Genomic DNA, 13,752 nt, shown 5'->3' on the forward strand with positions numbered 1-13,752 from the left:
TAGCGACGAGCCTCGAAGGGCTGGTGAGCCGACCTACAATTCCGTACCGCTCTCCTCGTCGAGCACCTTGAACTCGGTCGCGTCGTCCTTCATGTCCGACAGCCGGGCGTAGTGGACGGCCGACCCCGCGTCGGACAAGACCGCCTGGTGGATCGGGACCGCGACCCGCGGCGCCATCGCGCGGAGGTAGTCGACGGATTCGCTGAGTTTCATCCACGGCGCCGCCGAGGGCAGTGCGAGGACGTCAACGTGTTCGAAGGGGATGTAGAACGAGTCGCCCGGATGCATGAACTGTCCCGGCTTCTCGGCGGTGCCCAAGATGTAGGCGACGTTGTCGATGACCGGGATCTCCGGATGGATGACCGCATGCCGGCCGCCGGTGAATCGTGCGGTGAGCGAACCGATCTCGATCTGGTCACCTCCGCGGGCCGCAGTCCAGGCGCCGGCCACGTCGTCGCCGTTGAGCTGCGCGGTGGTCTGCGGGTCGGCGTAGAGGACGGCGTCGGGGTTGGCCGCGACGAGGTCGGGCAGCCTGGCAACGTCGCAATGGTCGGGGTGCTGATGGGTGATCAGGATGGCGTCGAGACCGCTGATGCCCTCGAAGCCGTGCGAGAAGTTGCCCGGATCGAAGAGCACCTTGGTCCCGTCGATCTCGACGAGCAGACAGGAATGGCCGAAGTGGGTGATCTGCATGCATCCACTCTGCCTTCTTCACACCACGATCGGGAAGATCCCCCAGCCCGCCGCGGCGTCGACGATGCGCACCAGTCCGTAGGTCAGCCACGCCCCCAAGAGGACGGCGCCGGCACGACCCAGCACGACGTCGCGCCAGCCCTCGAGCGGAGAACGCCTCCGCCGCACCAGGGTTGCGACCGCGAAGACGACGGTGACGATCGTCAGGACGAGCAGGATCGGGCCGAAGACGTTGAAGCGGAACGACGCCCCGACGTCGCCGTGCATGAACGCCACCCAGCTGCGGGTGAGCCCACACCCCGGGCACGGCAGGCCCGTCATCATCGCGAACGGGCAGATTCCCGGACCGTCGGCGATACCCGCGGGCGTGAACGCGCAGGCGGCTCCGACAGCCGCGGCGCCGGCCAGTCCGACGACCGCCGCGCCCAGTGCGCCAGTCGACGATAAGCGCAGGTCGGAGCGGGCGTCCACGGTCACCCGGCCAGCCTAGCGCGCAGGCGGTGTGACGGCGTCGGACGAGTAGGTGACAAACTTCTTACTACAGAGTAAGGTCTGGACTTACTACCGAGTAAGATCGGTCCGCAAAAACCTGTGCAGAGTCCCCGACCGGGGCTACTCCGAAGAAACGGCTGGTGATCATGACTACTCACACCGAACCGCGCGACACCTCCGCAGTCGGCCGAAATCCGCATCCCCGCAACTTCATCGGCACCGCGATGCGTGTGCTGTCGACGGTGACGGGTTCGGAGTTCGCCGACAAGTACAAGATCCGCGAGCCCATCAACCGCGTCGCCTACCAGGCCACCAAGACCGGGTTCCAGACCCTCGGTGCGGCGAACCGCGCGTTCAAGGCCGTTCAGGGCGGTTCGGGCGACGCCAAGCGGCTGACCACCGCACCCAAGGACTACTTCAACCTCACGCCCGACGACGAGCAGCAGATGATCGCGGAGACGGTGAAGGACTTCGCGACGGAGATCCTGCGCCCCGCCGCCTACGACGCCGACGCCGCGGCCACCGCGCCCGAGGACATCGTCAAGCGCTCGGCCGAACTGGGCATCACGATGATCAACGTGCCCGAGGACTTCGACGGCGCGGCCACCGAGCGTGGCGTGGTCACCAACGCACTCGTCGCCGAGGCGATGGCCTATGGCGACATGGGTCTGGCTCTGCCGCTGCTCGCACCGAGCGGCGTCGCCACCACCCTCACCAACTTCGGCACCGACGCCCAGCAGCGCACCTACCTGCCCGATTTCGCCGGCGAGAACGTGCCGCAGTCGGCCGTCGTCATCGCCGAACCGAAGCCGCTGTTCGACGCATTCTCGTTGAGCACCAAGGCGACCCGCGTGCCCAGCGGTTACCGCCTGAACGGTGTGAAGTCGTTCGTCCCGGCCGCCGGGTCGTCGGAGCTGTTCGTCGTCGGCGCGCAGCTCGACGGCAAGCCCGCCCTGTTCCTCGTCGAATCGGACTCCAAGGGCCTCATCGTCGAGGCCGATCCCGGCATGGGCGTCCGCGCCGCCGGTATGGGTCGCCTGCTCCTGCAGGACGTCGCGGTTCCGGAGTCGGCGCTGATCGCCGGCGAGGGCGATGCCGCCTACGCCGCGTACCGCGACGTCGTGCGCCTGTCCCGTCTGGGCTGGTCGGCATTGGCCGCCGGCACCGCGCGCGCCGTCCTCGACTACGTCATCCCCTACGTCAACGAGCGCGAGGCCTTCGGCGAGCCGATCTCCAACCGCCAGGCGGTGGCGTTCATGGTCGCGAACATGGCCACCGAGGTCGACTCGATCCGACTGGTCACGCTGCGTGGCGCCGCCCGCGCCGAGCAGGGCCTGAGCTTCGCCCGCGAAGCCGCCCTCGCCCGCAAACTCACCATCGACAAGGGCCTGCAGATCGGCCTCGACGGCGTCCAGCTCCTCGGCGGCCACGGCTTCACCAAGGAGCACCCGGTCGAGCGCTGGTACCGCGACCTGCGTGGCGCGGGTATCGGCGAAGGCATCGTCGTCCTCTAGACCGTCTCCTGACCCAAGGAATCTGACATGAGCATCAATCTCGAACTCCCGAAGAAGCTGCACGTCACCATCGATCAGGCACATCAGGCGGCGGCGGAGATCTTCCGGCCCATCTCGCGCAAATACGATCTGCGCGAACACGATTACCCGGTCGAGCTCGACACCCTGGCCAGCCTCTACGACGGCCTCTCGGAGACCGGCCAGGCCGGCGCGGGCGCCGACGGCGGTCGCAGCCAGCAGAAGAAGGCCAAACCCAAGGCTGAGGGCCAGGTCGTCAACGGCGGCAACATGCAGTCCGTCGTGAACGTCATGGAGACTTCGTGGGGCGACGTCGGCCTCATGCTGTCCATCCCCTATCAGGGCCTGGGCAACTCGGCGATCGCCGCGGTCGCCACCGACGAGCAGCTCGAACAGTTCGGCAAGGTGTGGGCCGCGATGGCCATCACCGAACCCAGCTTCGGCTCCGACTCGGCCGCGGTGAGCACCACCGCGACGCTCGACGGCGACGAGTACGTCATCAACGGCGAGAAGATCTTCGTGACCGCCGGCTCGCGCGCCACCCACATCGTCGTGTGGGCCACCGTCGACAAGAGCCTCGGCCGTGCCGCCATCAAGAGCTTCGTGGTCCCGCGTGAGCATCCCGGAGTGGAAGTCGTTCGCCTGGAACACAAGCTGGGCATCCGCGTCTCCGACACCGCAGTCATCCGCTTCGAGAACTGCCGCATCCCCAAGGAGAACCTGCTCGGCTCCCCCGAGGTCGACACCAAGAAGGGGTTCGGCGGGGTCATGCAGACCTTCGACAACACGCGCCCCCTCGTCGCGGGTATGGCCGTGGGTGTCGCGCGTGCGGCCCTCGAGGAACTCCGTCGCATCCTCGATGAGGCCGGCATCGAGGTCGACTACGACCGCCCGGCCGCCGACCAGCACGCCGCAGCCGCCGAGTTCCTCCGTATGGAAGCCGATTTCGAGGCCGCCTACCTGCACACGATGCGTGCTGCGTGGATGGCCGACAACAAGCAGCCCAACTCGACCGAGGCGTCGATGTCGAAGGCCAAGGCCGGCCGCACCGTCACCGACATCACCAACAAGGTGGTCGAGCTGACCGGCACGCTCGGCTACTCCGAGCGCCTGCTGGTGGAGAAGTGGGCGCGCGACTCGAAGATCCTGGACATCTTCGAGGGCACCCAGCAGATCCAGAACCTCATCATCGCCCGCCGCGTGCTCAACAAGAGCAGCGCCGAGCTCAAGTGAGCGCCTGACACAACAGCATTCGGCCCCGCCACCTCATCGAGGACGGCGGGGCCGAATTGCGTTGACGACGCGGGGAGTTCAGAGCGCCCAGACCACGGCCATACCCGCTGCGCACGCGGCGGCCGAGACGAGCAGGGTGAGAACCGCGTACGCGCCGGCGACCAGCCGCTGCCTGTTCTCCGCCAGTCGGACGACCTCGAAGCTCGCGGTACTGAAAGTGGTGTAGCCACCGCAGAATCCGGTCCCGATGATCGCCTGCAGTTCGTGCGGCGCACCGTGGAAGAGCACGAGGCCGGCGAGTACGCCGAGCAGCGCCGAACCGCTCACGTTGATGACGAAGGTGCCCCACGGGGTGATGGTCGGCCACTTCCACCTGACTGCGCCGTCGACGACGAAGCGCGTCACCGCGCCCAGTGCTCCCGCCACCATGACGGCCAGCGCGATCATCGGTCGCCCCGAACCTTCGTCACCTTGGCGGCCAGCAGGATCCCGCTGCCGGCGGCCAGTAGACCGAGCACGACGCTGGCCGCCGCATACGCGAGTGCGGTCGTGACCGCCGAGGCCCGTGTCAGCTCCGAGATCTCCAGCGCGAGAGTGCTGTAGGTCGTCAGCGCTCCGCAGATGCCGGTGCCGCCGAACAGCCGCACCCGCTGACGCCATCCCTCGTCGTGCCCGAGTCGGGCGAGCAGTTCGAGGAGCGCACCGAGAACGAACGCACCGATGATGTTGACCGCGAAGGTCGCCCACGGCCAGTGCCCCTCAGCGGAGGGAAAGGTCTCCTCCGCCCAGTACCGAACGCCCGTACCGATCAGCCCGCCCGTGAACACCCACGCCAGGGCGTGCACACGTAGGTGCAGCGGACGTTCGTCAGGGTCGACGGGGAGTTCGCCGTGCGTGTCCGGGCCGTGCTCTTCTGAGTGCACCCGGCAAGTCTCCGCCACCTACAGGTCGTGGACAAGGCGACCCGCCACACCCGATCGGGTCAGCGCTTCAGCTGTTCTGCGAGCGCGGTCAGCACGTCCGGGTCCTCGATGGTCGACGGAACCGTGTATTCCTCGTGATCGGCGATCTGGCGCATCGTCTTGCGCAGGATCTTGCCCGACCGTGTCTTCGGCAGCGCGGGCACCACGGTCACGTCGCGGAAGGTCGCGACCGCGCCGATCTCCTCGCGCACCTTGGCCACGAGTTCGCTGCGCAACGTGTCGGCCTCGATGTCGACGCCGGACTTCAGCACCACATATCCGCTGGGCCGCTGACCCTTCAGGTCGTCGTGGATGCCGATGACCGCGCACTCGGCGACGGCCGGGTGCGACGCCACCACAGCTTCGATGCTTCCGGTCGAAAGGCGGTGTCCGGCAACGTTGATCACGTCGTCGGAGCGACCGAGGACGAACACGTAGCCGTCTTCGTCGACGTAACCGGAGTCGCCGGTGAGGTAGTAACCGTCGAAGGCGGCCAGATAGGACTTGCGGTAGCGGTCCTCGTCGCGCCACAGGCCGGCGAGTGTCCCCGGCGGCAGCGGCAGCTCGATGACGATGCTGCCCTCTTCCCCGGCTGCCACCGGCTTGCCCTCGGCATCGACGACGCCCACGGCATAACCTGGTACCGGCACGGTGGGCGAACCTGCCTTGATCGGCATCGGTTCCAGGCCACGGAGATTCGCCGCGATCGCCCAGCCGGTCTCGGTCTGCCACCAGTGGTCGACGACCGGGACGTTGAGGGTGTTCGACGCCCAGGTGAAGGTGTCGGGGTCGAGTCGCTCGCCTGCGGCGAACAGCGTCTGTAGGGACGACACGTCGTACTTCGCCAGCTCCTCGGCGTTCGGGTCGGCTTTGCGTACGGCGCGGATCGCGGTCGGTGCGGTGAAGAGCGCCTTGACGCCGTGGTCGGAGATGACCCGCCAGAAGGCGCCTGCGTCCGGGGTTCCGACCGGCTTGCCCTCGTACATCACGGTCGTCGCACCGACGAACAGCGGCGCGTAGACGATGTAGGAGTGGCCCACGACCCAGCCGACGTCGGAGGCCGTCCACCAGACGTCGCCCGCGGAGATGTCGTAGATGTTCTTCATCGACCAGGTCAGTGCGACGGCATGGCCACCATTGTCGCGGACCACGCCCTTGGGCTTACCGGTGGTGCCGGAGGTGTAGAGGATGTAGAGCGGATCGGTCGCGGCAACCGGTACCGGATCGGCGGCGTACGCGTCGGCCATCGCCGCATCCCAATCCAGCCAGCCGTCGTGATCGGCAGCGGAACCGGCGATCTCCGGACGATCCTTGACGATCACGGTCTGCGGCGCGTCGGCCGACAGTTCGATCGCCTTGGCCACCATCGGCAGGTACTCGACCGCACGACCCGGCTCGAGACCACCGGACGCGGTGACGATCGCGACCGGTTCGGCATCGTCGATGCGCGTGGCGAGCTCGGGTGCGGCGAAGCCGCCGAAGACCACCGAGTGCACGGCACCGATCCGCGCGCAGGCCAGCATCGCGATGGCGGCCTCCGGGATCATCGGCATGTAGATGACGACGCGATCGCCGGCGGTGATGCCGCGGGCCGCGAGGACGCCCGCGAAGCGGGACACCTCGTCCAGTAGTTCGGCGTAGGTGTAGCGGCGAACCTCGCCGACCATCGCCGAGTCCCAGATGAGGGCCGTGCGGTCGCCCTGGCCGGCCGCGACGTGGCGGTCGAGGGCGTTGTACGAGGTGTTCAGCTCGCCGCCGGGGAACCAGCGGTAGAACGGCGCGGCCGAGTCGTCAAGGGCGCGGGTGGGTTCGGTGGTCCAGTCGACGGCCTTCGCAGCCTCGAGCCAGAAACCTTCACGATCGTCGACGGCCTGCGTGAATGCTTCGCTGTACTGGCCCATGGCCATCCTTTCGTCCGCGCGCTCATGGCGGGACACCCTCACGTGTCACGCCGCCCCTAGAGCGTATCGGTGTGACGTCGGACACCAAATCGGATCGCCTGACCTGCGCCGACCGGTCGCCCACGCGCGACGAACGGTCGCCGCCGGAGGGCTAGTACAGGATCTTGCGGAAGTTCTCCTCCGTGTACCGCTTCTCCAGCGCGGCCTCGTCGACCTCCGGCATCACCTGTTTCGTGATCGCCGCAGCAGAAGGCAGCACGTCGGGGGTCCAGCTCTCCGGCTTCCACAGGTCCGATCGCAGGAACGCCTTGGCACAGTGGAAAAAGACCTCGTCGACATCGATCTCCACCGCGAGGATCGGCCGCTTGCCTTTGACCGCCAGGTCGTCGAAGTAGTCGCCGTCGTCGACGATGCGGGCCGGGCCGTTGACCCGCAGCGTGTCTCCGCGCCCGGGGATCACGAAGGCCGTGCCCCCGTAGGGATTCCGGAGAATGTTGAGGTACCCGTCGATCCGCCTGTTACCCGGTCGCTCGGGGATGGCGATACGCGAGTCGTCGACGACGTGGACGACCTTTCCTCGCGGATCGCCCTTGGGAGACACATCGATCCGACCGTGTTCGTCCGAGGTCGCCAGAAAGACCATCGGCGATTCGGCGAGCCATTCCCGGTGGATCTCCGACAGGGTCGACTTCACCTTGTTCCGGACCAGATCGGTCGGATCCCCGACGATCTCCCGAAGACGCGCCTCATCGGTGATGTGCATGAGCACATCCTGTCACGCAGTCAGTGCACGGCGACGCCTCGTTGCGGCACAACCCAGCCCGACGCTCGACGGACGGTTCGCTCTGCTGCCGCACGCGTGGCGGCCCGGCGGCGGTGATGGGTCACCCCGTCGGTGACGACGAGACCCACCCCGTCGTCGAGGCGTCGCGCGAGCGCTCGCGCCATCCACCCGGGCCGCCCACCCGCCGTGCCGAGCACGACCGTTCTGGCACCGAAGCGGTCGGCGGCGTGTTCCAACACGGTTACCGGATCTCCGAAGCCGGTGTGGGTGACCACCGACCGGGCACCGAGCCAGGTCGCCAGTTCGCGTGCGGTCCGCAGTTGCTCGGCGATCGTCGCCTGCCCGGTGAGCAGATACGACTCGTCCTTGAGCGCATCGTGGAGTGCGGTCGGGGCCTGCTCATGCCGGCTGCGTCGTGTGGCGCAGACCAAGATGACGTCAGATGTCCCGCCGGTCGCCTTCACCGCGGCCTTCAGGGCCCGGCGCGACGCCTCGCTGCCGGAGATCCCGACGAGCACCGGCCGCCGCGTGGACAGCCCCTGTGGTTCCGATGCAGCGGGCGACGCGACCCATCGCGAGCCGTTGCTTCCTGGGAGCAGCATCATCGTCCCGTCCTCTCTCTGATGGTGGAAACGTGCTGCTCACAACGCTATGAAGACGCCGGCTCCGATTCGCCATGCCGCGGGATGAACCGTTCTCCACCCGTGGGTGGAGAACGGAATCCATCGACGGGCGGAGGTGGCGACGGGCTGCAGACCTATCCCGGAACGGTGACGAGCTTCACAGCAGCTCTCGGCGCCGAGCTGCGGCGTCGGGTCGAACGGGCCGGCGGGGACTACCCGCCGCTGTACCCGGCGGTCATCCTGTCGGCGAGCGTGGCCGTCACGGTGATCTCGGTCGCCCAGCGATACCCGTTCGAGCATCTCGGTTGGGTGATCGCCGGGCTCGTGCTCGCGTGCGTGACACTCGCGCTCGATCTCAGCATGCCGCCGTCGTCCTACGTCTGCTTCACGGTGCTGGCGAGCACTCTGTGTTTCCTGATGGTGCCGGTACCCAACGATGCCGCGCCCCTGCAGTTGATCCTCACGGCGGCCATCGGTGCAGCGATGTATTCGCTGCGCACCGGAATCCGCGTCGCGGTGTTGTGCGTCGCGTTGGTCGTGGCGTTCGGCATCTTCGGTGGGCTCGGGTCCCCCGCGTTGCACGCGCTGGGCGTCGCCTGCGGTTGGCTGATCGGATACATGGTGCTGATCCAGAAACGTCTGTCCGACAACCGCGCCCGCGTTCTTCGTGAGCGTGCCGATCGCGCCGCCAGCGATGAACGGCGCCGCATCGCCCGGGAGATCCACGACGTCATCGCGCATTCGTTGTCGATCACCATGCTCAACGTCACCGGCGCGCGGCGAGCCCTGGAACAGGATCGCGACGTCGACGAGGCGATCGACGCACTGACCGACGCCGAACGCCAGGGCCGCCAGGCCATGTCCGAGATCCGGAACATCGTGCACGTGCTCGGCGCCAACGAGAAGCAACCGCCCACGACACCGGCCGGCGACCGCGATCTCGCCGCACTGATCGACGACTACCGGAAGGCGGGCATTCACGTCTCCTATCGCCTCGACGGCGACCTCGCCTCGCTCCCCGATCCGGTCGCCGCTGCGCTGTACCGGATCACACAGGAATCTCTCGCCAACGTCGTCAAACACTCGACTGCCAACCCGGCCACGGTGAATGTCACCGTGGGTGACTCGGTAGGGATAGCGATCGAGAACCCGCACCTCGGCGGACCGGCGAGAGATCGCGACGGCGCCGGGATCGACGGCATGACGCAACGGGCCGCCCTGCTCGGCGGCACCCTCGAGACCCGCCACGACGACGGAACCTGGACGGTTCAGGCCTCGCTACCGACCCGGGTCATGACCGACGGGCTCGGCGTATGACCGCCACCGGGCCCACCGACATCGGCGCCGATCCGATCCGAGTCCTGCTGGTCGACGACCAGGAACTGATCCGCACCGGACTCCGGCGCATCCTGCGGCTCCGTGACGGTTTCGACATCGTCGGCGAATGTGCCGACGGCTCCGAAGTTCTCGCGGCGGTCGCCGAGCACCACCCGGACATCGTGGTGATGGACCTGCGCATGCGGAACATCGACGGCATCACCGCCACGACGATGCTGCGGACACTCCGGGAACCCCCGCCCGTGTTGATCCTGACCACCTTCGACGACGACGAGCTGTTGTCCGGCGCACTGAGGGCGGGCGCCGCCGGTTTCATCCTGAAGGATTCGCCTGCGGAGGCCTTGATCTGGGCGGTCCGGGCCGTGGTCCGCGACGGCGCCTTCCTCGACCCCGCCGTCACCGAACGTGTCCTGAACGGCTTCCGGCGGGCCGGGCGCGAACAGACCTCGACCGCGCCGGATCTGACCTACCGCGAGACCGACGTCCTCCGTCTGATCGCTCGCGGTCTCACAAACGCGGAAATCGGTTCGGCCCTGGGTATCTCGCAGGTGACGGTGAAGACTCACGTGAACCACATCTTCACCAAGCTCGACCTGCGAGACCGCGCCGCGGCGATCGTCTACGCCTACGACCGGGGGCTGGTCCTGGCGGAGTACGACTGACCAGACGCCGTTGGAATCCGCCCCTGAATTGCACCCTCAACAGGGCCGTCGACGACGATATGTCCGACGCCCCGCTACCGCGGGTCGATCTCAGGGGTGTTTTCAAGGAGTGGTTGTCAGGCGGCCAGACGAACCTCGACGCCGTCGGCGAAACGGTACGGTCCCGTCATCAACAGGCCACCGAAACGCTTGCGCAGCCTCGACATCTCAGCGCGGACGGTCACCGTCCGGTCGTCGACGCCGAAGAGGTGGGTCGACATCTGCGCCGCGGTGACCCCGCTGCGGTGTCGGGCGAGATAGGTGAGGATGTCGCCGTGGCGGGGCGAACACCGGTGGGTCCAGCCGCCGCTGGCTCCCTCGACCGAGACCTCGACGCACTCTCCTCCGGCAGCGGTCATCACCGTGCGCATCGAGACCCGCGTCGTCGACGCATCCGCGGCATCGGCCACGCGCACGAGCCAGCCACCAGGTAGCGCCTCGACGTCACATTCGCCGAGTGCACCGAAGAAGGATCGGCCCGGTCCGACGCCGCGTGGCAGCAGCAGCCGCGATCGCGGAGACACCGCGTCGACAGCCGCGACCCAGCCGTCCACGTCCACGGCCAGAGCCGGCCCCGGCGAGCGGGCGAGGATCGGTGCGGCGACCGCGCGGAGGGAGTCGAGCCGTCGGTGATGCTGTTCCCGCAGCTGCGACTCCGCCAATCGGGCCACCGCGTGAACGAGAGCCAGCGTGGTCGGGTGGATCGTCGCAGCCGGACCGCTGACGTCGACGACGCCCAGCACGTCCCCGGTCCGCGGGTCCTTGATCGGTGCGCCGGTGCACGTCCACGAATGATGACTCCGGACGAAATGCTCGGCCGAAAACACCTGGATCGACCTACCGGACATCAGAGCGGTGCCGATCGCGTTGGTGCCCACCGATCCCTCGGCCCAGTCGGCGCCCTCGATGAACCCCAGCTGATCGGCACGGTGCAGCACCTTCGACGACCCGCTACGCCACAGCACGTGACCCCGCGCATCGGCGATGACCAGGATGTTGTCCCCGTCGGCGATGAGGGAGTCCAGGCTGCGCGCGAGTTCGTCGACGACCTCGAGCAGTCCCGACTGGCGTCGCCGCTCTTCGAGTTCCTCGAAATCGAGGCCCCGCTCGACCGCGGTGTCGGCGTCCGGAGAGAGTCCTGCCCTGCGAAGCCGCTGCCATGAGTCGTCGATGACCGCCCGTGGACGAGCCGGCATCCGCCCACCCGACATCGCCGCGTCATGGACGGCGCTCAGGACGTGGGCGAACTCCCGCGGATCGTCGCCCGCCTGAACGGCAGGCTCCAGAGCGGAGACATGGTCGGAAATCGTCATCACGACGATTGTGCGCCTCATCACAGAACCGGTGCAACGAGGGGTCAGGTCGCAACGGACTGCAACCCTTGCCGCGGCGGGCACACGGGGCGTCTGCTGTCCTCAGCAAGACTGTGGCCCGCGTCACTATCGGCGGCCACCCCCGAACTGCACGAGGAGAGACGATGACCCAGACGATGGAGCCGGTTGTCAGCACCGGCCGCACCCCACAGCAGCGCGTCGACGCGTGGCTGGCCGAGTTCGAAGCTGCACTGGCCGCGCTGGATGTCGGGCGTGCGACAAGTGCGTTCCTCACCGACAGCTACTGGCGCGATCTCACGGCCTTCACCTGGAACATCAAGACGGTCGAGGGGCACGAGCAGATCAGCGACATGCTGACCGCACGTCTGGCCGACACCCGCCCCGCAGGCTTCGCGACGACGGAGCCCGCCACCGACGACGGTGACGGCGTGGCGTCGGCTTTCCTATCGTTCGAGACCGCTGTCGGACGCTGCGAGGGGCATGTACGCATCCGCCCGGACGCCGACGGCATCGACCGCGCGTGGACACTCCTCACCACGATGCAGGAGCTGAAGGGCTACGAGGAGAACCGCGGCCCCACCCGCGTGCTCGGTGCCGTGCACGGCTCCGATCCGGACACCCGCTCGTGGGCGGAGAAGAAGGCCGACGAGGAACGCGAACTCGGTCGGACCGCGCAGCCCTACGTCCTCGTCATCGGCGGCGGACAGGGTGGCATAGCGCTCGGAGCACGCCTCCGTCAGCTCGGGGTGCCGTCAATCGTCGTGGACCGTCACGACCGTCCCGGCGACCAGTGGCGCAAGCGGTACAAGTCGCTGTGCCTGCACGACCCGGTCTGGTACGACCACCTCCCTTACCTCCCCTTCCCGGAGAACTGGCCGGTGTTCGCCCCCAAGGACAAGATCGGCGACTGGCTCGAGTTCTACACCAAGGTCATGGAGGTCCCCTACTGGAGCAAGACCACCTGTCTCTCGGCGAACTACGACGAGGAGCAGAAACAGTGGACCGTCGAACTCGACCGCGACGGCGAGCGACTGACGCTTCACCCGACCCAGCTCGTGCTCGCCACGGGTATGTCCGGAAAGCCCTCGATACCGACGGTTCCGGGTCAGGACATCTTCGCCGGCGAGCAGCACCACTCCAGCCAGCACCCGGGTCCCGACTCCTACGCCGGCAAGAAGGTCGTCGTGATCGGGTCGAACAACTCGGCCCACGACATCTGCAAGGCGCTCGTCGACAACGGCGTCGACGCCACGATGGTGCAGCGCTCCTCGACGCACATCGTGAAGTCCGATTCGCTGCGCTCGATCGCCCTCGGTGGTCTCTACAGCGAGGAGGCCGTCGCCTCGGGCATGACGACCAAGAAGGCCGATCTCACCTTCGCCTCACTGCCCTACCGGATCATGCACGAGTTCCAGGTGCCGGTGTACAACCAGATCCGCGAACAGGACAAAGAGTTCTACGACCGTCTGGAGGCCGCCGGCTTCAAGCTCGACTTCGGCGACGACGACTCGGGCCTGTTCATGAAGTACCTACGACGCGGCTCGGGTTACTACATCGACGTCGGCGCCAGTGAGCTCATCGCCAACGGAACCATCAAGCTCGTGCAGGGGCAGCTGGATCACCTCACCGAGAACTCGGTCGTTCTGGCCGACGGGACCGAGCTCGAGGCCGACGTCGTCGTCTACGCAACGGGATTCGGATCGATGAACGGATGGGCTGCTGACCTGATGGGACAGGACGTCGCCGACCGCGTCGGCAAGGTCTGGGGACTCGGGTCGGACACCACGAAGGACCCGGGCCCGTGGGAGGGCGAACAGCGCAACATGTGGAAGCCGACGCAGCAGCCGGGACTCTGGTTCCACGGCGGCAACCTGCATCAGTCCCGCCACTACTCGCTCTACCTGGCTCTCCAGCTGAAGGCCCGGTACGAGGGTCTGGACACCCCTGTCTATGGACTGGCCGAGGTCCATCACCTCAGCTGAGTACGTAAGACGACGAATGCCCCGCGGCCGGGAGGTCGCGGGGCATTTTCATGATCTGTGGTGGGCCGGCCGGCGCCGGGATTTCGTAGAAGATATGCGCGCTATAAGCGCAGTGTTTCTACATCCTCGCCCCGCCAGGGCCACCCGTGGAATGCATTGTGGCCCTACACGAACTGA

General features: G+C 67.4%; 13 protein-coding genes. 5 read left to right on the top strand and 8 right to left on the bottom strand.

Going from position 1 to position 13,752, the window contains the following annotated elements; genetic code table 11:
• Positions 1-33 precede the first annotated feature (33 nt).
• Together OK17_RS17830 and OK17_RS17835 are read right to left on the bottom strand one after the other, a co-directional pair.
• Complete coding sequence (locus tag OK17_RS17830) at positions 34-693, bottom strand: MBL fold metallo-hydrolase (protein ID WP_461418247.1); 660 nt, start codon at positions 691-693, stop codon at positions 34-36.
• Between the two features lie 18 nt (positions 694-711).
• A complete protein-coding gene (locus OK17_RS17835) occupies positions 712-1,170 on the bottom strand; it encodes a DUF2752 domain-containing protein (RefSeq protein WP_461418248.1) in 459 nt (152 codons plus the stop codon).
• Between the two features lie 161 nt (positions 1,171-1,331).
• Between OK17_RS17835 and OK17_RS17840 the strand changes: the two genes are divergently transcribed.
• The gene (locus OK17_RS17840) at positions 1,332-2,699 is read left to right on the top strand and encodes an acyl-CoA dehydrogenase family protein (protein WP_461418249.1); all 1,368 of its coding nucleotides are present in this window, start codon (positions 1,332-1,334) and stop codon (positions 2,697-2,699) included.
• 27 nt (positions 2,700-2,726) lie between these two features.
• Entirely contained in the window at positions 2,727-3,950 is a 1,224-nt protein-coding gene (locus OK17_RS17845; protein WP_006865488.1) for an acyl-CoA dehydrogenase family protein, read from the top strand.
• A 78-nt stretch (positions 3,951-4,028) separates the two neighbouring features.
• Here the strand turns inward: OK17_RS17845 and OK17_RS17850 are convergent, their stop codons facing one another.
• The 5 genes from OK17_RS17850 to OK17_RS17870 form a co-directional block, all read right to left on the bottom strand.
• Positions 4,029-4,397: a fluoride efflux transporter FluC gene (locus tag OK17_RS17850; protein WP_461418250.1), complete on the bottom strand. Its 369-nt coding sequence runs from the start codon at positions 4,395-4,397 to the stop codon at positions 4,029-4,031.
• Positions 4,394-4,873: a fluoride efflux transporter FluC gene (locus tag OK17_RS17855; protein WP_461418251.1), complete on the bottom strand. Its 480-nt coding sequence runs from the start codon at positions 4,871-4,873 to the stop codon at positions 4,394-4,396. Before OK17_RS17855 ends, OK17_RS17850 begins: the two co-directional genes overlap by 4 nt.
• A gap of 59 nt (positions 4,874-4,932) precedes the next feature.
• Positions 4,933-6,813: a propionyl-CoA synthetase gene (locus OK17_RS17860; RefSeq protein ID WP_461418252.1), complete on the bottom strand. Its 1,881-nt coding sequence runs from the start codon at positions 6,811-6,813 to the stop codon at positions 4,933-4,935.
• A gap of 151 nt (positions 6,814-6,964) precedes the next feature.
• A complete protein-coding gene (locus OK17_RS17865) occupies positions 6,965-7,576 on the bottom strand; it encodes an MSMEG_1061 family FMN-dependent PPOX-type flavoprotein (protein WP_461418253.1) in 612 nt (203 codons plus the stop codon).
• Between the two features lie 20 nt (positions 7,577-7,596).
• Positions 7,597-8,202 (bottom strand): universal stress protein, encoded by a 606-nt coding sequence (locus OK17_RS17870; RefSeq protein WP_461418254.1) that lies wholly within the window; start codon positions 8,200-8,202, stop codon positions 7,597-7,599.
• A 165-nt stretch (positions 8,203-8,367) separates the two neighbouring features.
• Here OK17_RS17870 and OK17_RS17875 point away from each other — a divergent pair, with 165 nt between their 5' ends.
• Entirely contained in the window at positions 8,368-9,537 is a 1,170-nt protein-coding gene (locus OK17_RS17875) for a sensor histidine kinase (RefSeq protein ID WP_461418255.1), read from the top strand.
• A complete protein-coding gene (locus tag OK17_RS17880) occupies positions 9,534-10,220 on the top strand; it encodes a response regulator (RefSeq protein ID WP_461418256.1) in 687 nt (228 codons plus the stop codon). Before OK17_RS17875 ends, OK17_RS17880 begins: the two co-directional genes overlap by 4 nt.
• A 116-nt stretch (positions 10,221-10,336) precedes the next feature.
• Here the strand turns inward: OK17_RS17880 and OK17_RS17885 are convergent, their stop codons facing one another.
• Positions 10,337-11,572 carry a helix-turn-helix domain-containing protein gene (locus tag OK17_RS17885; protein ID WP_461418257.1) on the bottom strand — a complete coding sequence of 412 codons (1,236 nt, stop codon included), beginning with the start codon at positions 11,570-11,572 and terminating at the stop codon, positions 10,337-10,339.
• Positions 11,573-11,736: 164 nt separating this feature from the next.
• Between OK17_RS17885 and OK17_RS17890 the strand changes: the two genes are divergently transcribed.
• A complete protein-coding gene (locus OK17_RS17890) occupies positions 11,737-13,575 on the top strand; it encodes a flavin-containing monooxygenase (RefSeq protein WP_461418258.1) in 1,839 nt (612 codons plus the stop codon).
• The last annotated feature ends 177 nt before the right edge of the window (positions 13,576-13,752 follow it).

Source organism: Gordonia sp. GN26 (assembly GCF_054823965.1).